Origin of the sequence: Desulfovibrio aminophilus DSM 12254, from assembly GCF_000422565.1 — a bacterium.
GTDB classification, from domain to species: domain Bacteria; phylum Desulfobacterota; class Desulfovibrionia; order Desulfovibrionales; family Desulfovibrionaceae; genus Aminidesulfovibrio; species Aminidesulfovibrio aminophilus.
The window spans coordinates 64,478-83,202 of the sequence record NZ_AUMA01000007.1 but is presented as its reverse complement, the minus strand read 5'-3'; the positions used below and the strand labels follow the sequence as shown (position 1 = coordinate 83,202).

Below are 18,725 nucleotides of genomic sequence, written 5' to 3'. Positions count from 1 at the left end.
AACGACTCAGGGCGAGACCACCACCGTTTTCCCCACTCATCCGCGCACCTCCCGGGGGGTCGGGTGATCCGGCGCAGTTCGGGGAAAAACGTGCGGATCATCCCGACCGGTCATAGCAACGAACGGAGGAGGCAGGACGCCCCGGCCACCGCGATGATCACCATGAGCACACGGCGGAAGACGAGCTGTGGAATCCGCTTGGTGAGGGGATAGGCCAGCAAGGCCCCGAGAAACGTCGCCGGTACGCCGACCATCGCGTAGCTGAGCACGGACGGCGTATAAAGCCCGGCCATCCCCTGCAGGGTGCAGGTCAATGTGCTGCGCAGGACGAAGAACACGCTCATCGTTCCCAGAAACACCCGGGGTTGCCATCCGGCGTAGAGCCCATACGCGCCGACCGGCGGTCCGTCGAAAGAGATGGCGGTGCCCAGAAGCCCCGCGGCCAGACCGGCCGAGGCGCCGACGGGCCAGGATTCCCCCCGGGGCTTGGTCTTGCGGGAGGCATACTGCCACCAGACATAAAAAAGCAACAGCAGGCCCACACCGCCCTGCAGCACGTCGCCGGAGACGAATTTCAGGATGTACAGCCCCGCGAAGGAGCCGGGGATGGCCCCGGCCAGCATCGGCAGCACCGCCGTGACGCGGCAGAAGCGGTACTGCATGACGCAGATGCCCGCATCCATGGCCAAGTTCAGGATGCAACTCAGGACGATGACCTCGTGCATCGGGATGAACGCCGCGGCGATCGGCACGGCGAACATGGCCCCGCCGATGCCGCTCACGCCGGAGATGAAGCCGCCGCAAAGCCAGGCGGAGAAGACGATGATGTGCTCCAGGTCGAACATGGTCCGTCCGTATCCTTTTCATGGGCGGCTCAGCCGCCCCTCTCCACGGATGCCTCGCGCTCCGCGAGAGAGCCGAAACCCAGTTTGCTCATGAGAAGATCGTAGCGTTCGCGGGCCAGATTCCGCCCTTCGCGCCGGGCGGCGTCCACGCATTCCGCATAGGCCCCGATGGTGCCCGGCGAATAGGTTTGCAGCTCCGCGCGGAGATAGCGGCGGAAGGCCTCACTCCCACCCGGTTCGACGGCATGGGGGAATTCCGCGGCCACGGCTTCGCGCCAGTCAGTCTCCTGGTCCGCGATCTCGGGGATGCGCGGGTCGGGATTGATGGGCGCGATCTGCCCTTCCATGATCGCGTATTTTTCGGTCATGAAATTGCGCCCATCTCGTTCAGCGCGACGCAGATCCTGCCCATAACTCTCCAAAAAGGCGACGGACAGGACGGCATGGGTGATTTCGCGCATCAGGCGAAAACTCTCGGGCATGTCCTGGCAGTCCGCCCGCCCCCCGCGATTATTCACGCTCTGGAACATGGCGAGTTCGCGTTCGATGATCTCCGACAACAGATCTTTTCGCGTGATCATGGCTCAGTTCCCTCCGGGTTCAGAGAAATCGGCCGGGATATGCAAGGAAAAGGCCGCTCCACACTGACGCTTGGAGAAACATTTTATTTTTCTGCCGGTTCCGAAAAGTCGACTTTGGGGGTGGGAGATGCTCCAGGGACTTTTGCAGAAGAAAAAACTTCGTTCTCACTAAAATTTTTTCGAAAAAGAAAGAAATCTTCTTTTTAAGAAACATTCCTAGAACAGAAATATCTTTTCCTTTCGGGCAAGTAGGCTCGGCAGGCGTCTCCACGGGGCCCATGGCATACGAGTTGCTATTCTGTACGCGTTTACACGGCATTTGTGAATATCTGCACATGAATATGCATTACGCATGAAACGACCACAGCGCTCCATGCAACTGATCAAGAAATGCTCTCTTTATCGGTTTATTTGCATTTAGTGTGTTGTCTCCATACTTCTCTCAAAGCGGACTGACGGCGATAAACCTCAGACGCAAAAGTCAGGTATGGACTTGTGGCGGATGCATCGTGTATTCTGAGGAGGTTGAGGAAGCCTATGTCTGAACAAGTAAAGTTGGAAAGGACGCTGTCTCCCTTACAGGTCTGCGCACTCGCGCTGGGCTCCATCGTAGGGTGGGGCTGCTTCGTGCTGCCCGGCGACATGTTCCTGCCCCAGGCCGGTCCGCTCGGTACGCTGCTCGGCTTCGCCATCGGCGCGTTTCTGATCAGCTTCGTGGCCATGGCATACAGCTACATGATCAAGTACGCCCCGGTGGCCGGCGGCGAATTCGCCTGGGCCTACATCGGGTTCGGCCCGGTCGCCGCGTTCATCTGCGGATGGGCGCTCATCATCGGCTACATCGCGATCATCGCCATCAACATTTCCGCGCTCGCCCTGATCTGCCGCTTCCTGTTGCCGGGCTTCCTGAACTTCGGGGAACTCTACACGATCGCCGGCTGGAAGGTTTACGCCGGCGAGGTCATCCTGATGAGCATCGCGGTGCTCGCCTTCGGCATCATGAATTATCGCGGCGTCAGCGTCGCGGGCAAGATCCAGGTGGTGCTGGCCTTCATGCTCACCTTCGGCATCCTGGCCCTGATCTTCGGCGTCTCCTCGCTGGATACCGCGCACCTCTCGAACCTGACTCCGGTCTTCGCCGAGGGCAAGTCCGCCTTCTCCTGCGTCCTGATCATCTTCGCCATCTCGCCCTTCCTCTACGTGGGCTTCGACACGGTGCCCCAGGCCGCCGAGGAGTTCGCCTTCGACCCGGCCCGCTCCCGCAACATCATGCTCATCGCCATCATCGTCGGTATGGCGCTCTACAGCCTGGTGACGCTCGCCGCCGGCCTCGCGATCCCGTATCCCGAGATGCTCCAGAAGATGGCCCAGCAACGCGCCGCCGGCGGCGTCGCCTGGGCCACGGCCGAAGCGGCCACGCTGGCCTTCGGCAAGTTCGGCGCCGTCATCCTCGCCTGCGCCGTGCTGGGAGCCGTATGCACCGGCATCAACGGTTTCTACGTCGCCTCCACCCGTCTCATGCTGGCCATGGCCCGCGGCCGGATCCTGCCCACCTGGTTCGGCGACATCCATCCGAAGTACCGCAGCCCCTACAAGGCCGTCGTCTTCACGATCATTCTCGTGCTGCTGACCCCCTACGCCGGACGCTCCGCAGTGGGCTGGACGGTGGACATGAGCGCCGTGGGCACGGCCATCGGCTACCTGTACACCTGCCTGGCCGCCCGCCGCATGTTGCTGACGACCAACGCCGAAGGCAAGAATCTGAAGTCCTTCTACTGCGTCGTCGGCGCGCTGACCTCCGTGCTCTGCCTGCTGCTTCTGTGCATCCCCGGTTCGCCGGCGGCCATCGGCGCCGCGCCGGCATGGTGCCTGACCGTGTGGGTCGTCATGGGCGTGTTCTTCTACTACTCCAGCCGCAAGACCTGGATGGACATGCCTGAACGGGAAGTCCGTCGGCACATGCCCGGCTCGGAGGACATCCAGGTGTTCTTCAACCCCGGCAAGAGAGGCGCCGAGGCCAAGTCCACGAACTAAAACAAAGGTTCCGCGCAATAAACAATCCCCCCGTCACGGTCCTGTCCGCGACGGGGGGATTTTCGCCGATAAACGTTCTGTCCCAGGTGACGCCGACATGTTGATTCAACCGACTCTGAACGGCCCGCTCCTCGTTCTCGCCGGGGCCCTATGCTTCAGCACCACGGGATTCGCCCAGGCCCTGGTGGTCGGAGACGGGGCCACCCCCCTCGTCATAGGGGCCCTGCGGATGCTCATCGGCGGTGCAGCGCTGGCGGCATGGTGCGTTTGGAGGGGAATTCTGCCGAATAAAGGCCGTTGGCCGCTAAAAGGGGTGCTCCTGCCCGCCTTGGGGCTGGCGGGATACCAGGTGCTGTTTTTCACAGGCACCGCCTCGGTCGGCGTGGCCGTGGGCACGGTGGCGAGCATCGGGGTATCGCCGCTCGGCGTGGCGGCATTGAATTGGCTGATATACAGAGAAAAACCTGTGCGCGCCTGGTATCCGGCCACTGCGGCGGCCGTGCTCGGATTGGTGCTGCTGAACTGGACCGATGGGGCGCTGGACCGCCTGTGCAGCCTGCTGCCTTCGCTGGCCGCCGGACTGTCCTACGCGGTCTATGTAGTCTGCAGCAAGCCTCTCCGGATGTACGCGCCTGAAGCCATCATGATGATGGCCTGCCTGCTTTGCGGCCTCCTCCTCGGACCCTTTCTCTTCATTTCTCCGTTGCACTGGCTGCTGTCGGTCAAAGGCGTCCTGGTCGCGTTGAACCTCGGCGTCGTCACCGCGGCGCTTGCTTTTTCGCTCATGCTCGCGGGGTTGATGAAAACACCCGCGCCCACCGCCGCCACCTTGGGCCTGGCTGAACCGCTCTGCGCCGCGCTGCTCGGCTTTGCGTGCCTGCACGAACCCGTGACGGCCCAAGCCGTCACGGGCATCGCCTGCATTCTCTGCTCCGCGCTGGTTTTGATTTTCTGGCCGACGCCGCCTTGCGGTTCCGGCCGGAGTTCGCCAATATCTGAAAGGCGGGCCTGAAGAACAACAGCCCTGAGAGAGGGGGACTATGGATTTCGACATCCGCAAATTCCACAATGTCAGCCGCGCAAGCGTCCTGACCCAGGAAATGCAGGCCCTGTGGGACTCCATGGCCGTCGGTGTCGCCGTCGTGAACGCCAAGGGCATCTGCGAATACATGAATCCCATCCAGCGCCGCACCGACGGGTTCACAGAAATCAATGTGATCGGTCGGCACATCACCAGCCTCTATCTTCCTCACGAGCGCGACCTGATCCCCACCATGGAGTGCCTGCAGAAGGGCGAACCCCTCCTGAAGCGGGCCTACTGGTACAAAACCACCAAAAACTATCTGGCCAGCACGGTCACGGATTTCTTTCCTCTTTTCGATCGGGGCAAGAAGGACGGATGCATCGCCTTCATCATCTGGCTCGGGCCGGCCATGTTCGGCGACTCCGGGAAGAAGGCGAAATCCCCGCTCTCCAGCGTCAGCGCCCCGAGCCTTTACACCTTCGACAGCATCGTGGGCCGCGATGAAAAACTGCGCGCGGTCGTCGACGCCTCCAGGGTCGCCGCGGGAACCGCTTCCTCGGTGATGATCTGGGGCGAATCGGGCGTCGGCAAGGAGGTTTTCGCCCAGGCCATCCATACGGAAAGCGACCGGCGCGACAGACCGTTCATCCCGGTGAACTGCGCGGCGATTCCGGAAAATCTGCTGGAGTGCATCCTGTTCGGAACGGTCAAGGGATCCTACACCGACGCAAACGACAAGCCCGGCCTTTTCGAAAAGGCCGACGGCGGCACCATCCTGCTCGACGAGCTGAACTCCATGCCGTTGGCATTGCAGGCCAAGCTCTTGCGGGTGTTGCAGGAAAAACGTGTGCGACGTCTCGGCTCCTTCACGGAAATTCCGGTGGATGTGCGGATCATCAGCATCCTCAACGAGCCGCCGCTGCAGGCCGTGGAACGCGGCATCCTGCGCCGGGATCTTTATTATCGACTGGCCGTTGTCGGCCTGGAGATCCTGCCCCTGCGCGAACGCAAGGACGACATTCCGATGCTGGTCCGCTCCTTCGTGGAGGCCTCGGATCTGCGCTCCAAGTACGAACAGGTGGAATTCTCTCCGGAAGTGCTTCAGCTTTTCAAGGAATACGACTGGCCGGGCAACATTCGTGAACTCGCGCACGTGGTCGAGTGCTCAATGATCATGGTGGGGCCATCGGGCATTATCGAACAAGCCTGCCTACCGCAGCATTTCCTTGAGGCGAAACGTGAATATGGGCGCAATCTCGGCCTTGCGGCCAAGGGGTCCGTGACGGCCCAAGCTCTCCCGGAAGCGCCCGCGAACGAGTATTACGATTACAGCGACGTAAAACGCACCGAGGTCATCGCGCTCAAGAACTGCTTGAACGCATATGAACGCCGCTGCATCACGAACGTTCTGCGCGTGACCGGCGGCAACGTGGCCAAGGCGGCCCGCATCCTCGAAATGACGGCGGCCGGCCTGCGCTACAGGATCAAGACGCTGGAAATAGACGACGTGTATTGATCCCCGTCCCCCATCGCTCCCTTCGCAGCGCCTCGACTGCGGAAAAAATCTTCGAAAAAAGAAAAAAAACTTTCTCAATCTAAAAATTTGTTGCGCCCACCGTTCCGGGTTTTTGATAAAAAAATCAATTATATCAAATTAATACAAACAAAAATAGTGCTGGCATACCTCCTGCTAATGCAAAATATCACAAACTCCGCAATGGCGGAGAGCGCCACGAGCTGGCGGACATAATCGCACCACTTGCCAATCGGGAGGAATGACCATGACGACGCTTCCTTTCTCCAGCTCCAAGAAGCAAGCCATCGAAGAAGTGGCGAACATGACGTTCGACATGAACAAGGTGGCGACGGGACCAAAGGAATACAAGCTCAACTGGGAGACCATGAATTCGCGCTTCAAGGAACAGATGGAGTTCCTGATGAACGCGCCTCAGGTCATGGACGCCGAGCGCCTTCAGCACCTGCACGACGTATACAAGGAATTCGCGGGGGAGCCGGTCGTCTACATTCGCGCCAAGCTGCTTGAGCGCGTGCTCCTCAAGAAGAAGATCTTTCTCGACGGCAACCCCATCGTCGGCACCCTCACCAGCGCCCGCTGCGGCGTGCTCCCGTATCCCGAGTGGAACGTGCAGTGGATCAAGGACGAGATGCAGATGGCCAAGATGGCCTCTCTCGGCGAAATGAAGATCCCGCAGGAAACCGAGGAGCTTCTCCAGCAGACTTACAAGGAATGGAAGGGCCGCACCTGCATCGACTTGAACAACAAGATGTTCAAGGACATGTTCGGCTTCAACCCCTCCGCCTACCACAAGGGGGGCATGTACTACGAGAACGTCAGCGTCGCGAGCGGCTCCGGCATCGCCGACTACCCCAGGGCGCTGAATGAGGGAATGCGCGCAATCATCGACGACCTGAAGGATCGTCTGCGCAACTGCCCCACCACCCTCGACGACAAGGAGCGCTTCGATCTTTACCGCGCCATGATCGTGGTCTGCGAGGCCGTGGTCGCCCATTCCCACCGCTACGCCGAACTGGTGGAAAAGACCGCCGAGACGGAAACCGACCCGAAGACCAAGGCCGAGCTGCTCGAAATCGCGGAAATCTGCCGCCGCGTTCCCGAGTTCCCGGCGCGCAACTTCCGTGAGGCCGTCCAGTCCTTCTGGTTCATGCATCTGTGCATCGAGACCGAACAAATGGCCTGCGCCACCTCCCCGGGCCGCTACGGCCAGTATATGTATCCCTTCTACAAGAAGGACCTCGACGAAGGAAAGCTCAGCCGCGAACAGGTTGTCGCCCTCCTCAAGATGCAGTGGATCAAGCACATGGAGCTGGGTGAGTATCAGGGCGGCTCCTACGCCAAGACCCTCTCCGGCCACACCGGCCAGACCATCACGATCGGCGGCGTGGACAAGGACGGCAACGACGCCAGCACCGAGCTGGAGGAACTCCTGCTCGAAACACAGATCCAGGTGCGCGGCATCCAGCCCACGCTGACGCTGCTCTATCATCCCAAGATGTCGGATGCTTACATGAGCAAGGTCGTGCAATGCATCCGCGGCGGTTCGGGACAGCCCCAGATCCTCAACAACAACGTCGTGATCCAGCGCACCCTCGCCCGCTTCGCCCAGTATGAAGGCGGCATCACCCTGGAAGACGCCCGCAACTGCGGCAACTACGGCTGCGTGTCCACGGGCATCTGCGGCAAGGGCAGCTTCATCACCCAGGAAGACCAGCCGTGCCTCGCGAAGATCATCGAAATGGTGATGTACAACGGCACGGATCCGACCACCAAGAAGCAGCTCGGAATCGAAACCGGCGAATTCACCGAGTTCAAGAGCTTCGATGAGGTCTACGAGGCCTACAAGAAGCAGCTGAAGCACCTCTTCGGCATCTCCCGCAAGCACTCCGACCTGTCCCAGATGGCGCGCCTGCAGGTGGTGCCCAGCGTGCTCCGCTCGGTCATGTACGACGGCTGCATCGACAAGGGGAAGTGCGAAGAGGCGGGCGGCACCCGCTACCCGCAGGTCAACCCGATCATGACCGCCGGCGTCGACGCGGCCAACTCCCTGCTGGCCATCAAGCACCTCGTGTTCGACACCAAGAAGATCACGATGGCCCAGCTCATGGAGGCCATCAAGGCCAACTTCGAAGGTTTCGAGGACATCCGCAGGATGTGTTACGAGGCGCCCAAACACGGCAACGACTACCCCGAAACCGAAGCCTTCGTTCAGCAGTACTACCGCGACGTGGACGAGATCCACAACTCCATCGGTCCGGACTGCTTCGGCTACCGCACGCCGCTGGACGCCTACTCCCTCTCGTACCACAACTACTTCGGCGCGCTCATGGGCGCCCTGCCGACCGGACGCAAGGCGGGCGTCGCGCTCACCGACGGTTCCGTCTCCGCCATGCCCGGCACCGACCATGAGGGCATCACCGCCCTCATCAAGTCCGGCGCCCAGGCCATCGACACGGTTCGTTACGGCGCGAACCACTTCAACGTGAAGCTGGTGCCCGCGGCTCTCGAGGGCCCCGCCGGAACGCGCCTGCTGACTTCGCTCATCAAGACCTACTGCGACTTCGGCGGATCGCACATCCAGTTCAACGTCGTGACCTCCGCCACCCTGAAGAAGGCCCAGGAAGTCCCGCAGGACTACAAGAATCTCGTGGTCCGCGTGGCGGGCTTCAGCGCCTACTTCACCCGCCTCGACAAGGGCGTACAGGACGAAATCGTGAAGCGCACGGAATACGCGCAGGCCAACTGACCCTATGCCCCAAGGGGGACGCCGTTGCCGCTGCCGCGGCGTCCCCCTTCTTTGGTTCCCGCCTCATCAAATCGACTCGGAGTTCCTGACCATGCAAGAGGGAATGGTATACAATATTCAACGGATGTCGGTGCAGGACGGCCCCGGCCTGCGGACGACTGTCTTTCTCAAGGGTTGCCCCCTGCACTGCATCTGGTGCAGCAATCCCGAGTCGCAGAAGTTCGCGCCGCAGATGATGTACTTCGAGAATCTCTGCACGGGCTGCGGCGCGTGCGCCAATGCCTGTCCCAACGGCGCGGTCGTGCTTCTTGAAAACGGCAAGTTCGGGCGCGATCCGGAAAAATGTACCGACTGCGGCGTCTGTACGGAAGTCTGCCCCCGCCAGGCCCGGGTCATGTCCGGCAAGATCATGACCGTGGAGGAAGTCATGGAGGTCGTCCGCAAGGATGAACTCTTCTACCTCAATTCCGACGGGGGCGTGACGTTCGGAGGCGGAGAACCGACGGCCGGCGGGGATTTTTTCCTCGCCCTGCTGCAACAGGCGCATGACGAGGCCTACCACTGCACTGTGGACACCTGCGGCTGCTGCCCGGAAGACCGCTTCAGCGAAACGATCAGGCTGGCCGATCTGCTGCTCTTCGACTGCAAGCACATGGACCCCGAACGTCACAAGGCCCTGACCGGACAGGGCAACGCGCTCATATTGAAGAACATGCGGAACGCCTTGAGCTCCGACACCAAGGTGCGCATCCGCATGCCCCTCATGCCGGGATTGAACGACACGGAGGAAAATCTCGCGGCGATGGCCGACTTCTTTGGCGAATTCCACCGTCACGAGATCGAGATCATGCCGTGCCATTTCTTCGGAAGAAACAAATACCTCGCGCTCAACCTGTCCATGCCGCCTCTGCGCCAGTATACCCCCGAGGAGCTCAGGGCGGTCGAGGAGCGCTTTGGAAGATATGGGCTCAAGCCCGTCATCGTTTAACGACGGAAAACGGAGGAACAATGTTCACACTGGAAACAACGGATGAAATCCTCGAAAAGCTCCGCGAGATGCTGGCGGACGAGGACGAAGGCACCTGTGTGCGCCTTCGCGAGTACAAGGTAGGCGGTGGGTGACACAGCAAGATCGTGCTCGGTCTGGGCATGGAAGAAGCCGATGAGGACGAGGATGAACGGATCGACGTCGACGGCGTCCCGTTCATCGCGGAAAAGGACTTTCTGCTGAAGTACGGCAAGTCCTACACGCTGACCTTTGATGAGAACAAGCAGACCGTTTTGAACGCTACCGCCGCGCCATAGCGGGCCGCGCCGTTTCCTCGAGAATGACAGGCGCTTCGCGCCGAATCGGCCCTCCCGCGCGCACGGTACGTTCGAAAAGCAATTGCCCTGGAACGTCTCGGAAAACGGGCATGTGCCCGTCACCATGCGACACCCAAAAAGGAGGAACGATGTTCTCGGTCGAAACGACTGAAGAAATTCTCAAGAAACTCAGGAACATGCTGAGTGACGAGGAAGAAGACGCCTGCGTGCGCCTGCGTGAGTACAAGGCCGGCTGCGGCTGCCACAGCAAGATCATGCTTGGTCTGGGTCTTGAGGAAGCCGTGGAGGGCGAGGATGAACGGATCGACGTCGACGGCGTCCCGTTCATCGCGGAAAAGGACTTCCTGCTGAAGCACGGCAAGTCCTACATGCTGACCCTTGATGAGAACAAGCAGACTGTTCTGACCGCGCTGCAGCCACCCGCGTGAGGTTGGGACGAAATCCAAAAAGAAAGGCTCCTCCGGGAGCCTTTCTTTTTGGATGCGGTGTGGCCAGCGCCTCACGGCATCATTGGGGCCATATCCAGACCCGCGTTCACGGGCAGGCCGAGCATGAGGTTGGCGTTGGCCACGGCTTGTCCCGAGGCTCCCCGGCAGAGGTTGTCGATGGCCGAGAGGATGATGAGCCGCCCGGTGCGTGGATCCACCACCAGCCCCAGATCGCAGTACATGGTGCCGCGCACCCAGCGCGTTTCCGGCAGCGTGCCCGCCGGGAAGAGCCTCACCCAGGGCTTGTCGCGGCAGAAGTCCTCGTAGGCCGCGCGCACCCGCTCCGCGTCCGCGCCGGGCTTGAGCTTGGTGTAGATGGTGGCCAGGATGCCCCGGTCGATGGGCAGGATGTGCGTGTTGAAGGACACGGTGATGTCCGAACCGGCCAGCCGCGAAACTTCTTGTTCGATCTCCGGGGTGTGCCGATGCGTGGGCAGGCTGTAGGCCCGGAAGCTGTCGTGGGTCTCGCAGAAAAGCGTGGCGACCGCGGCCTTGCGGCCCGCGCCCGAGGCTCCGGACTTGGCGTCGATGACGATGTCGCCCGTCTCCACCAGCCCGGCGGACAGGGCCGGGGCCAAGCCCAGGATGGAGGCCGTGGGGTAGCAGCCCGGGTTGGCCACCAGGCGGGCGCGGCGCACCTCCTCGGCATAGAGTTCCACCAGCCCGTAGACGGCCTCGTCCAAAAGCGCCGCGCGGGTATGTCCGGTCTTGTACCAGGCCTCGTACACGGCCTTGTCCCGCAGCCGGAAATCGGCCGAGAGATCCACCACCTTGAGACCGGCGCGGATCAGGGCGTCGGCCGTCTCCATGGCCGCCTTGTGCGGCACGGCCAGAAAGCAGAGTTCGCAGGCCCCGGCCAGATCCGCCGGGTCCGGCTCGGTGACGATCAGGTCGCCCAGGTCCGTGCCGCGCAGAAAGGGATACAGGGACTCCAAGGCCTGCCCGGCCTCGGAGCGCGAGGTGGCTCGAACCAGTTCCATGGAAGGATGAGAGGCCAGGATGCGCGCCAGTTCCATGCCCGTGTAGCCGGTGACGCCCACCAGGCCCACGCGGATCTTCTCGGCCATGCTATTTCACCTTGTTCACGTACTGCATGCGCAGGTTGTAAAGCAGCCCGCAGAGGAGCTTCTTCTCATCCGGGTCCAGGCCCTTTTCGGTCTTGGCCTGGAGCATGGCCAGGATGTCGATGGTCTGCTTGGCCAGATGCGGCCGGAATTGGGTCTCGCCCGTATCGGGGTCGGGCTCCTCGCCCAGGTGCATGAGGGCCTGGGAACTCAGGGAAAGCACAAAAGTGGAGAACGTGATGTCCGGCAGCGGCATGCCGTCCATGTAGGACTCGCCGCACCCGCAGGTCGTGTCGTCGGTCATGAAAAAAACCTCCTCTCTCGTGGGCGGAATCCTATCCCAGCCGACGATGAGGCACAAGGCCCGGAGGCCGCGCGCAGGGCGGAAAACGGGAGGAGCCGAGAGGGTACCGGCTAGAGCATGTCCTGCTCGACTCCGGCTTCCTTGGCGGCCTGGATCACGTCGCGCAGAAGCTTGAGGTTTTCCAGGGCCTCCTGGCGGTCCAAGACGCGCAGGGCGAATCCGGCGTGGATGATGAGGAACTCGCCGAGCTTGGGCTCGGACTCCAGGAGCATGAGCGAGGCCTGCACGGTGGTTTGCCCTTCGCCCACGCGGCAGGTGGCGACGCCGTCGTTGATCTCCACGATCTCAGCGGGAACAGCCAAACACATGGGCCCTCCTAAGCGGCCGACGGGGTGTAGGCTCCCCCGGCCTGTTCGATCTCCCGAAGCACCACCTGTGCCATGTCCGGGACGCGCTTGGCAAGGGTGGGCGACAGCTCCACGGCCATGGACTGGTAGTCCTCGGGTTCGATGCCCACGACAACGGCGTCCGGGCGGTTGCCCACCAGTCCGCAGTAGATGAGCGTGTCCACCAGGTCGGTCTGGTGCATGGAATCCTTGAAGGCCAGCGACTTGCGCAGATCCTCGCCAGTGAGACGGTAGATCGCGCCCGGGGGATCGCCGCCGAGCACCGCGTCCACGACGATGAGGAAGTCGGCCTCCAGGATGGGGCCCATGAGCCGGGTGCCCAAGGTGCCTCCGTCCATGAGGGTGACGTTTTCGGAGAAGGAATAGCCTGCCTGGAGGTGTTCGACCACACGTACGCCGACGCCTTCGTCGGTGTAGAGGATGTTGCCCACTCCGAGCACGAGGATGCGTTTGGGGGAATCGGACATCACGACCTTCTGAAAAAGGGCGGGAACCCGGAGAATCCGGGTTCCCGCCGTTGTTGCGTCGACTCGCCCTGATTACAGGACGCGGAACTTGCTCACTTCGCCGGTCTTGGCGTCGATCACGTGCACACCGCAGGCGATGCAGGGGTCGAAGGAGTGGACCGTGCGGAGGATTTCCACCGGGCGCTTGGGATCGGCGATGGGCGTGCCCATGAGGGCCTGCTCGACCGGGCCGAAGACGTCCTTGTCGTCGCGGGGACCGAAGTTCCAGGTGGAGGGCACGACGAGCTGGAAGTTCTCGATCTTGCCCTTCTTGATCTTGATCCAGTGGGACAGGTGACCGCGGGGGGCGGCGACGAAGCCGACACCTTCGGCCTCCTTGGGCATCTTCCAGTCGGTGTAGAGCTTGGTGTCGCCCTTCTTCGCGTTGGCCATGAGCTGGTCCAAGATGCTCTGGGTCTTCTGGGCGATGGCCAAGGTCTCAACGCCGCGGGCGGCGGTGCGGCCCAGGGTCGAGAAGAGCGCCGAGGCGGGCACGCCGAGCTTGGAGAGCACCAGGTCGACGCCGGCCTTGTACTCGGGCACACCCTTGGCGTAGGCCACCAGAACCTGAGCCAGCGGGCCCACTTCCATGGGCTTGCCGTCGTAGCGGGGCGCCTTCATCCAGGAGTAGCGCTCCTTGTCGTTCAGGCTGGTGTACTGCGGATCGGTGACGCCCTTGTAAGGATGCAGGGGGGCCTGATTGCCCTTGTACCAGCTGTGCTTGATGGCCTCGGTGATCTTGGTGCCGTCCATCTTGTCGATCTTGGTCAGGTCGGCGCCGTAGAGCACGCCGGGGGCCATCCAGTTGCTGTCCAGGTTGCCCTCGACGTCCGGGAAGTCGCCGCAGGACAGGTAGTTCTTGCAACCGGCGCCGATGCCTGCCCAGTCCTTGTAGTAGCCGGCCACGGCGATCAGGTCGGGGATGTAGACCTGCTCGATGAAGGCCTTCACTTCCTTGTACAGGGCCGCGAATTCGGCGAACCGCTCGGGCTTGAGGCCCTCGTAGTTCGTGACGCCGCCCACCACGGTGAACTGGGTGTGGGGGTTCTTGGCGCCGTAGATGGCCATGGCGCGGGCGGCCTTGACCTGGAGGTGCAGGGCCTCGAGGTAGTGGGCCGTGGCGATGAGATCGACCTCGGCGGGCAGGTAATAGGCTTCATGTCCGCCCAGGAAGTAGGCGTTGGTGAAGATGCCGAGCTGGCCGCTCTTCACCAGGGCGCCGACCTTGTCCTGGACCGCCTTCAAGCCCTCGGCCGTGGTCGGACGGGGGGAGATGCTGTTGGCGATCTTGGCGGCCTTGACCGGATCGGCCTTCAGGGCGTTGGCCACGTTGACCCAGTCCAGGGCGTGCAGGTGGTAGAAGTGCACGATGTGGTCGTGCATGAACTGGGCGGCCAGCACCAGGTTGCGCATGAGCCGGGCGTTGTCCGGGATCTTCACCTTCACGGCGTTGTCCACGCAGCGGGTGGAGGCCAGGGCGTGGACGTAGGTGCACACGCCGCAGGAACGCTGGGTGAAGTGCTGGGCGTCGCGGGGGTCGCGGCCCTTGAGGATGATCTCCAGACCGCGGAACAGCTGCGAGCTGCTGCGCACGTCCTTGACCACTCCGTTCTCCACCTGGACCTCGATGCGCAGGTGGCCTTCAATACGAGTTACCGGGTCGACCACGACCGGCCCAGTGTAATTGCTCTTGGGCGTCGCCATGACCGGGGCGGCTTTGGCTTTGCAACCGGACATATTGTCTCCTCCTTAAAGAGTCTGTGCGTCTGCTCTGTTGAAACCCGTTGGCAAATGCCCGCTTACTTCTCGACGTAGAAGGGGCTCATCTCGTCCCAGAAGTTCGGCTCGGAGCAGCCGATGCAGGGGTGGCCGGCTTCCACGGGCCAGTTGGTCTGGTTGAACTTCACCGTGGGGCAGTTGTTGTAGGTGTAGGGGCCCTTGCAGCCGACCTTGTACAGGCAGTATCCCTTCTTGGCGCCTTCGTCGCCGAAGGACTTCGCGAACTGGTCGTTCTCGAAGTACTTGAGGCGGGGGCACTTGTCGTGGATGGAGTCGCCGAAGAACATGAGCGGACGGTTGTAGTCGTCCATTTCGATCTTCTTGCCCTGGAGGTATGCCACGATGGTGCCGACCAGGTTGTAGGGGTTCGGCGGGCAGCCGGCGATGTTGATGGCGTTCACGCCCTGGGCCTTGAGCGCGTCGTTCACGCCCTTGGCGTCGGTCGGGTTTGGAGCCGCGGCCTGCACGCCGCCGAAGGTGGCGCAGGTGCCGTAGGCGATGACGGCCTTGGCCTTGGCGGCCACTTCGCGGTTGATCTCCAGCATGGTGCGGCCCGCGACCTTGCCGGCCTCGCCGCCGTTCTTCGTGGGCAGCGCGCCCTCGATCACGCAGACGAAGCCCTCGGGGGCGGAAATGGCCTGATGCAGAGCCTCTTCGGCCTTTTCACCGGCGGCGGCCATGATGGTCTCCTGGTAGTCCAGGGAGATCACGTCCAGGATCAGTTCGTCGATGTACGGCTGAACGGTGCGCAGGATGGACTCGGAGCAGCCCGTGCACTCGGCGTTGTGCAGCCAGACCACGGACGGACGGCGTTTGGCCGTCAGGGCCTCGGCGACCTTCGGAGCGAAAGCCGGGCCCATGCCCATGACAGCGGCCACGGTGCCACAGAATTTCATGAATTCACGGCGCGAGACGCCGCGATTCTGCAGCCGTTCCTCGGCCCCGTCCCTGCCATGACCTACGTAAAATTTCATAGAACACCTCCGTAAAAGAATGAAAGAAGATTGAAGACGCTGAAAACGTCGATACTCCTCAAGGGGCGCACCAGGGTGCGAGAGCGCCGCGCGCGCCCCCTTGCAGGCAGCGTAACACGAATTTGCATTTCGTGTTATTTCTGTCATATTTTCAGATACTTATGAAAGAGAACAGATGGATGCAAAAAGCATCGTGAACATACCTGACATTTATCGTAAAATCAACCGGGGAAAATAAAAAAAAGCCAAGATGAGGGTGATTCACCTCCGACACGGGACGGAGCCCCGGCGGGTCGCCATCCAACCGTCCCCGCGCCCGTGCCTTGTCTTCCCCACCGGTTGATTATCTTATAGAAAGGGGCTGGAGGGTTTTGCATGGGTGACGGAAGAACCGCCTCCGTCGGGAAGCGGCAGACATACGTGCTCGACTTCGCCGACGGCGGCCCCCTGCGCCTGGATCTGCCCGTGCCCGAGGGCCTGGCGGACCTGCTGGAGATGCTCCCGACCATCCGGCTGGCGGCGGACATGGTCTTCGCCCGGGGAGCCGAAGCCGCGACCCGGGAAGGGCGGACCATTTCCTGCGGTCCAGGCTGCGGAATCTGCTGCAACCAGCTCGTGCCGGTGAGCCGCGAGGAGGGATTGGCCCTGGCCCGGCTGGTGCATACCCTGCCCGAGCCCCGCCGCCGCGAGGTCACGAACCGCTTCCGGCATACGGTCGGCGCCCTGGAGGACGCCGGGCTCCTCGAACATCTCGTCCGTGACTTTTCCGGGCACATCCACGAGCAGGGCGTCCTGCCGCGCCTGCAACGAGACTACTGGGCCCTGGGCCTGCCCTGCCCGTTCCTGGAGCATGGCTCCTGCTCGGTGCATCCGGCGCGGCCGGTGATCTGCCGCCAGTATTCCGTGACCTCGGACCCGGCGCTCTGCGCCCGGCCCTTCGAGCCCGGGGTGCGCCTGGGCGAGGTGCGCCAGCCCATGGACATGGCCGGGGCCCTGGCCGCCTTCGACGGGGCCCGCGCCCGAGCCACCCGCGCCCTGCCCCTGGCCCTCTGCCTGCTCCTGGAAAAAACGAACGGGGCCGGACCCCTTCCAAAGGTGCCCGGCCCCGAGATGCTCTCCAGATTCCTGGAGCTGGCCTCGCGTTTTTCCGACCGTTGAATCAGGTCACGGTGCAGGAGGCGCAGAGCTTCAGGTTGCGGAAGTCCCCGGCCTGGTATTGCCGGATGAGCTCCAGGAAGCGCGGCGAGTTCCAGATGTCGTAGAGGGACTGTTCGCCCACATTGCCGAGAACCACGGTGCGCTTCCAGTCGTGGCAGCAGATGATCACGTCGCCGTTGTAGAGCACGTACGCCTGTTTAAGGAACAGGTCGCAGTTGCGCCGCAGTTGGGGCGCGGCCGTGCCGAGATGCGAGATGTCCTTGCCCGAGCGGTTGTCCACGTGATGGATCTTGAAGCGCACGTTCCGATCGGCCCAATATTTCTTGGCGTACTCCAGCTCGTTCTCCACGATGGTGGTCTTGAGCGTGGTGATGGTCAGCTTGGGCAGATCCTTCTTCTTGCGCGCCCGAATCTCCAGGAACTTGTCGATGTTTCCGAGAACCTTGGAGAGCGACAGGCCCATGCTCTGGCGATAGGTCTCCTCGGAATAGCCCTGCACGCTGATCCAGAGATGCCGCAAGCCCGCGTCGATGAGCCCCTCGCTCATGCCCTCGCTGAGGAGTGCGCCGTTGCTGTTGATCTTCGTCTTGGTGACGAACTTCCGGCGCTTGTTGATGTAGGCGATCTTGTCGGGCATATTCGAGTCCAGCAGCGGCTCGTTCATCAGGTACGGGCTGATGCGGCCGATCCAGTGGCCCCCGCACTCGTCCACGAGCTTGCGGAACAGGGCGTCGTCCATGCGGCCCTGGGGCTGGCTGCCCTTGGTGTGGTGCCAGCCGCAAAACACGCAATCGGCGTTGCAGCGGCTGTCGGTCTGAATCTGGATGGCCCGGGGAAAGCGCGGCCGGGGCAGTTGCCGGTGCTTGCGCCAGCGCACGAACTTGCGCCAGAGCGTATCCTCGGGGCCGGGCATGTAGTATTCCATGTATCCTCCGCGACCCGCCGAAACGGGCCGCGCACGTTGTAAAACCCGCCCCCGGGCGTGTCAACCGGCGGGAAATCCCGCCCAGCGAGGTCGGACATGAGCGCCATCGTCGAACTTTCCATCTTCCCCCTGAACAAGACAGGCGAAAGCCTTTCGCCCTACGTGGCCAGGGTTCTGGCCGTCATCGAGGCCTCCGGCCTGCCCTACCGGCTCAATCCCATGGGCACCTGCGTCGAAGGCCACTGGGACCAGGTTCTGGCCGTGGTCTCGGACTGCATGAAGGAATTGCAGAAGGACTCGGAGCGGGTCTACCTGACCTTCAAGGCCGACTGGAAACGCGGCGACGCCCCGCGCATGGGGTCCAAGGTGGCCTCGGTGGAGGAAAAACTCGGAGGCGGACGGTGAACATTCTCTGCCTGCTCGGCAGCCCCCGCAAGAAGGGCAACAGCGCGGACATGGCCCGGATCTTCCTCGACGCGGCCCGGGAGGCCGGGGCCGAGGTGGAAAGCGTGCATCTCAACGGCCTGGAGGCCAAGGGCTGCCAAGCCTGCTTCGCCTGCAAGGGCGCGTCCGAGGTCTGCGTGCTGGAGGACGGGCTGACCCCGGTGCTGGCATCGGCCCGAGCCTGCGACGTCCTCGTCCTGGCCACGCCGGTCTATTTCGGCGAGGTTTCGGCCCAACTCAAGACCTTCATCGACCGGACCTTCTCCTTCCTCACCCCGGAGTACGCCCGGGACAAGGAACACCGCTCCCGCCTGGCTCCAGGCAAGACCCTGATCTTCCTCATCGCCCAGGGGCATCCCAGGGAAGACCTCTTCGCGGACATCTTCCCCCGTTACCAGTACTTCTTCAACTGGCTCGGCTTCACCAAAAGCCACGTCGTTCGGGCCTGCGGCGTCTACCATCCCGGCGACGTCCCGGCACGGCCGGACCTCGTGAAGGAACTCGCCGCCCTGGGGCGGCGGATCGTGTCCGGGACGTAGCGTCTTCCCCCGGCACCACACTTGCATTGCGTCCGGGCAGTTCC

Annotated in this window: 19 protein-coding genes; 10 read left to right on the top strand and 9 right to left on the bottom strand. The window is 62.5% G+C overall.

From position 1 onward, the window contains the following. Positions 1-110: 110 nt before the first annotated feature. Both H587_RS0103975 and H587_RS0103970 read right to left on the bottom strand, forming a co-directional pair. A complete protein-coding gene (locus tag H587_RS0103975) occupies positions 111-845 on the bottom strand; it encodes a sulfite exporter TauE/SafE family protein (protein ID WP_027175165.1) in 735 nt (244 codons plus the stop codon). A 29-nt stretch (positions 846-874) separates the two neighbouring features. Further along, positions 875-1,426: a DUF4125 family protein gene (locus H587_RS0103970; protein ID WP_027175164.1), complete on the bottom strand. Its 552-nt coding sequence runs from the start codon at positions 1,424-1,426 to the stop codon at positions 875-877. Positions 1,427-1,963: 537 nt separating this feature from the next. Between H587_RS0103970 and H587_RS17170 the strand changes: the two genes are divergently transcribed. The 7 genes from H587_RS17170 to H587_RS17160 all read left to right on the top strand — a co-directional run bounded on the left by H587_RS17170 (position 1,964) and on the right by H587_RS17160 (position 10,521). Further along, positions 1,964-3,460 carry an APC family permease gene (locus tag H587_RS17170; protein ID WP_051202427.1) on the top strand — a complete coding sequence of 499 codons (1,497 nt, stop codon included), beginning with the start codon at positions 1,964-1,966 and terminating at the stop codon, positions 3,458-3,460. A gap of 97 nt (positions 3,461-3,557) precedes the next feature. Further along, positions 3,558-4,472: a DMT family transporter gene (locus H587_RS17165; protein WP_051202426.1), complete on the top strand. Its 915-nt coding sequence runs from the start codon at positions 3,558-3,560 to the stop codon at positions 4,470-4,472. Positions 4,473-4,500: 28 nt separating this feature from the next. Next, a complete protein-coding gene (locus H587_RS0103955) occupies positions 4,501-6,000 on the top strand; it encodes a sigma-54 interaction domain-containing protein (RefSeq protein ID WP_027175163.1) in 1,500 nt (499 codons plus the stop codon). A gap of 322 nt (positions 6,001-6,322) precedes the next feature. Beyond that, a complete protein-coding gene (locus tag H587_RS0103950) occupies positions 6,323-8,767 on the top strand; it encodes a glycyl radical protein (protein WP_051202451.1) in 2,445 nt (814 codons plus the stop codon). Positions 8,768-8,858: 91 nt separating this feature from the next. Beyond that, positions 8,859-9,755 (top strand): glycyl-radical enzyme activating protein, encoded by an 897-nt coding sequence (locus H587_RS0103945; RefSeq protein ID WP_027175161.1) that lies wholly within the window; start codon positions 8,859-8,861, stop codon positions 9,753-9,755. A 20-nt stretch (positions 9,756-9,775) separates the two neighbouring features. Then, entirely contained in the window at positions 9,776-10,072 is a 297-nt protein-coding gene (locus H587_RS21315; RefSeq protein ID WP_156904444.1) for an ErpA-related iron-sulfur cluster insertion protein, read from the top strand. Positions 10,073-10,221: 149 nt separating this feature from the next. After that, positions 10,222-10,521, top strand: coding sequence for an ErpA-related iron-sulfur cluster insertion protein (locus H587_RS17160; protein WP_034608536.1), 300 nt, complete (start codon positions 10,222-10,224; stop codon positions 10,519-10,521). 71 nt (positions 10,522-10,592) lie between these two features. On the opposite strand, the gene argC is transcribed toward H587_RS17160, so the two are convergent. The 6 genes from argC to H587_RS0103895 all read right to left on the bottom strand — a co-directional run bounded on the left by argC (position 10,593) and on the right by H587_RS0103895 (position 15,615). Further along, complete coding sequence (argC, locus tag H587_RS0103920) at positions 10,593-11,648, bottom strand: N-acetyl-gamma-glutamyl-phosphate reductase (RefSeq protein ID WP_027175160.1); 1,056 nt, start codon at positions 11,646-11,648, stop codon at positions 10,593-10,595. A gap of 1 nt (position 11,649) precedes the next feature. Further along, a complete protein-coding gene (locus tag H587_RS0103915) occupies positions 11,650-11,949 on the bottom strand; it encodes a DUF1844 domain-containing protein (protein WP_027175159.1) in 300 nt (99 codons plus the stop codon). A gap of 110 nt (positions 11,950-12,059) precedes the next feature. After that, positions 12,060-12,317 (bottom strand): HypC/HybG/HupF family hydrogenase formation chaperone, encoded by a 258-nt coding sequence (locus H587_RS0103910; RefSeq protein WP_027175158.1) that lies wholly within the window; start codon positions 12,315-12,317, stop codon positions 12,060-12,062. 8 nt (positions 12,318-12,325) lie between these two features. Further along, positions 12,326-12,823 (bottom strand): HyaD/HybD family hydrogenase maturation endopeptidase, encoded by a 498-nt coding sequence (locus H587_RS0103905; protein WP_027175157.1) that lies wholly within the window; start codon positions 12,821-12,823, stop codon positions 12,326-12,328. A 72-nt stretch (positions 12,824-12,895) separates the two neighbouring features. Continuing rightward, positions 12,896-14,599 (bottom strand): nickel-dependent hydrogenase large subunit, encoded by a 1,704-nt coding sequence (locus tag H587_RS0103900; RefSeq protein WP_027175156.1) that lies wholly within the window; start codon positions 14,597-14,599, stop codon positions 12,896-12,898. A 62-nt stretch (positions 14,600-14,661) separates the two neighbouring features. Next, positions 14,662-15,615, bottom strand: a complete 954-nt coding sequence (locus H587_RS0103895; protein WP_027175155.1) for a hydrogenase small subunit — start codon at positions 15,613-15,615, stop codon at positions 14,662-14,664. Positions 15,616-15,990: 375 nt separating this feature from the next. On the opposite strand from H587_RS0103895, the gene H587_RS17155 reads away from it, so the two are divergent. Then, entirely contained in the window at positions 15,991-16,773 is a 783-nt protein-coding gene (locus tag H587_RS17155) for a YkgJ family cysteine cluster protein (RefSeq protein WP_051202425.1), read from the top strand. Between the two features lies 1 nt (position 16,774). On the opposite strand, the gene H587_RS0103885 is transcribed toward H587_RS17155, so the two are convergent. Next, on the bottom strand, positions 16,775-17,698 hold the full coding sequence (locus tag H587_RS0103885; RefSeq protein ID WP_027175154.1) for a radical SAM/SPASM domain-containing protein: 924 nt from the start codon (positions 17,696-17,698) through the stop codon (positions 16,775-16,777). A gap of 96 nt (positions 17,699-17,794) precedes the next feature. Between H587_RS0103885 and H587_RS0103880 the strand changes: the two genes are divergently transcribed. Both H587_RS0103880 and H587_RS0103875 read left to right on the top strand, forming a co-directional pair. Further along, positions 17,795-18,103 carry an MTH1187 family thiamine-binding protein gene (locus tag H587_RS0103880; protein ID WP_027175153.1) on the top strand — a complete coding sequence of 103 codons (309 nt, stop codon included), beginning with the start codon at positions 17,795-17,797 and terminating at the stop codon, positions 18,101-18,103. Continuing rightward, positions 18,100-18,681, top strand: coding sequence for a flavodoxin family protein (locus tag H587_RS0103875; protein WP_027175152.1), 582 nt, complete (start codon positions 18,100-18,102; stop codon positions 18,679-18,681). Before H587_RS0103880 ends, H587_RS0103875 begins: the two co-directional genes overlap by 4 nt. Positions 18,682-18,725: the final 44 nt, after the last annotated feature.

What these genes read in the sequence shown, in the direction of transcription:
- H587_RS0103975 (WP_027175165.1), bottom strand. Translation starts at nt 845, where the DNA reads ATGTTCGACCTGGAGCACATCATCGTCTTCTCCGCCTGGCTTTGCGGC.
- H587_RS0103945 (WP_027175161.1), top strand. Translation starts at nt 8,859, where the DNA reads ATGCAAGAGGGAATGGTATACAATATTCAACGGATGTCGGTGCAGGAC.
- H587_RS17160 (WP_034608536.1), top strand. Translation starts at nt 10,222, where the DNA reads ATGTTCTCGGTCGAAACGACTGAAGAAATTCTCAAGAAACTCAGGAAC.
- H587_RS0103905 (WP_027175157.1), bottom strand. Translation starts at nt 12,823, where the DNA reads ATGTCCGATTCCCCCAAACGCATCCTCGTGCTCGGAGTGGGCAACATC.
- H587_RS0103910 (WP_027175158.1), bottom strand. Translation starts at nt 12,317, where the DNA reads ATGTGTTTGGCTGTTCCCGCTGAGATCGTGGAGATCAACGACGGCGTC.
- H587_RS0103895 (WP_027175155.1), bottom strand. Translation starts at nt 15,615, where the DNA reads ATGAAATTTTACGTAGGTCATGGCAGGGACGGGGCCGAGGAACGGCTG.
- H587_RS0103885 (WP_027175154.1), bottom strand. Translation starts at nt 17,698, where the DNA reads ATGGAATACTACATGCCCGGCCCCGAGGATACGCTCTGGCGCAAGTTC.
- H587_RS0103955 (WP_027175163.1), top strand. Translation starts at nt 4,501, where the DNA reads ATGGATTTCGACATCCGCAAATTCCACAATGTCAGCCGCGCAAGCGTC.
- H587_RS0103880 (WP_027175153.1), top strand. Translation starts at nt 17,795, where the DNA reads ATGAGCGCCATCGTCGAACTTTCCATCTTCCCCCTGAACAAGACAGGC.
- argC (WP_027175160.1), bottom strand. Translation starts at nt 11,648, where the DNA reads ATGGCCGAGAAGATCCGCGTGGGCCTGGTGGGCGTCACCGGCTACACG.
- H587_RS0103970 (WP_027175164.1), bottom strand. Translation starts at nt 1,426, where the DNA reads ATGATCACGCGAAAAGATCTGTTGTCGGAGATCATCGAACGCGAACTC.
- H587_RS17165 (WP_051202426.1), top strand. Translation starts at nt 3,558, where the DNA reads ATGTTGATTCAACCGACTCTGAACGGCCCGCTCCTCGTTCTCGCCGGG.
- H587_RS0103950 (WP_051202451.1), top strand. Translation starts at nt 6,323, where the DNA reads ATGACGTTCGACATGAACAAGGTGGCGACGGGACCAAAGGAATACAAG.
- H587_RS17170 (WP_051202427.1), top strand. Translation starts at nt 1,964, where the DNA reads ATGTCTGAACAAGTAAAGTTGGAAAGGACGCTGTCTCCCTTACAGGTC.
- H587_RS0103915 (WP_027175159.1), bottom strand. Translation starts at nt 11,949, where the DNA reads ATGACCGACGACACGACCTGCGGGTGCGGCGAGTCCTACATGGACGGC.
- H587_RS0103900 (WP_027175156.1), bottom strand. Translation starts at nt 14,599, where the DNA reads ATGTCCGGTTGCAAAGCCAAAGCCGCCCCGGTCATGGCGACGCCCAAG.
- H587_RS17155 (WP_051202425.1), top strand. Translation starts at nt 15,991, where the DNA reads ATGGGTGACGGAAGAACCGCCTCCGTCGGGAAGCGGCAGACATACGTG.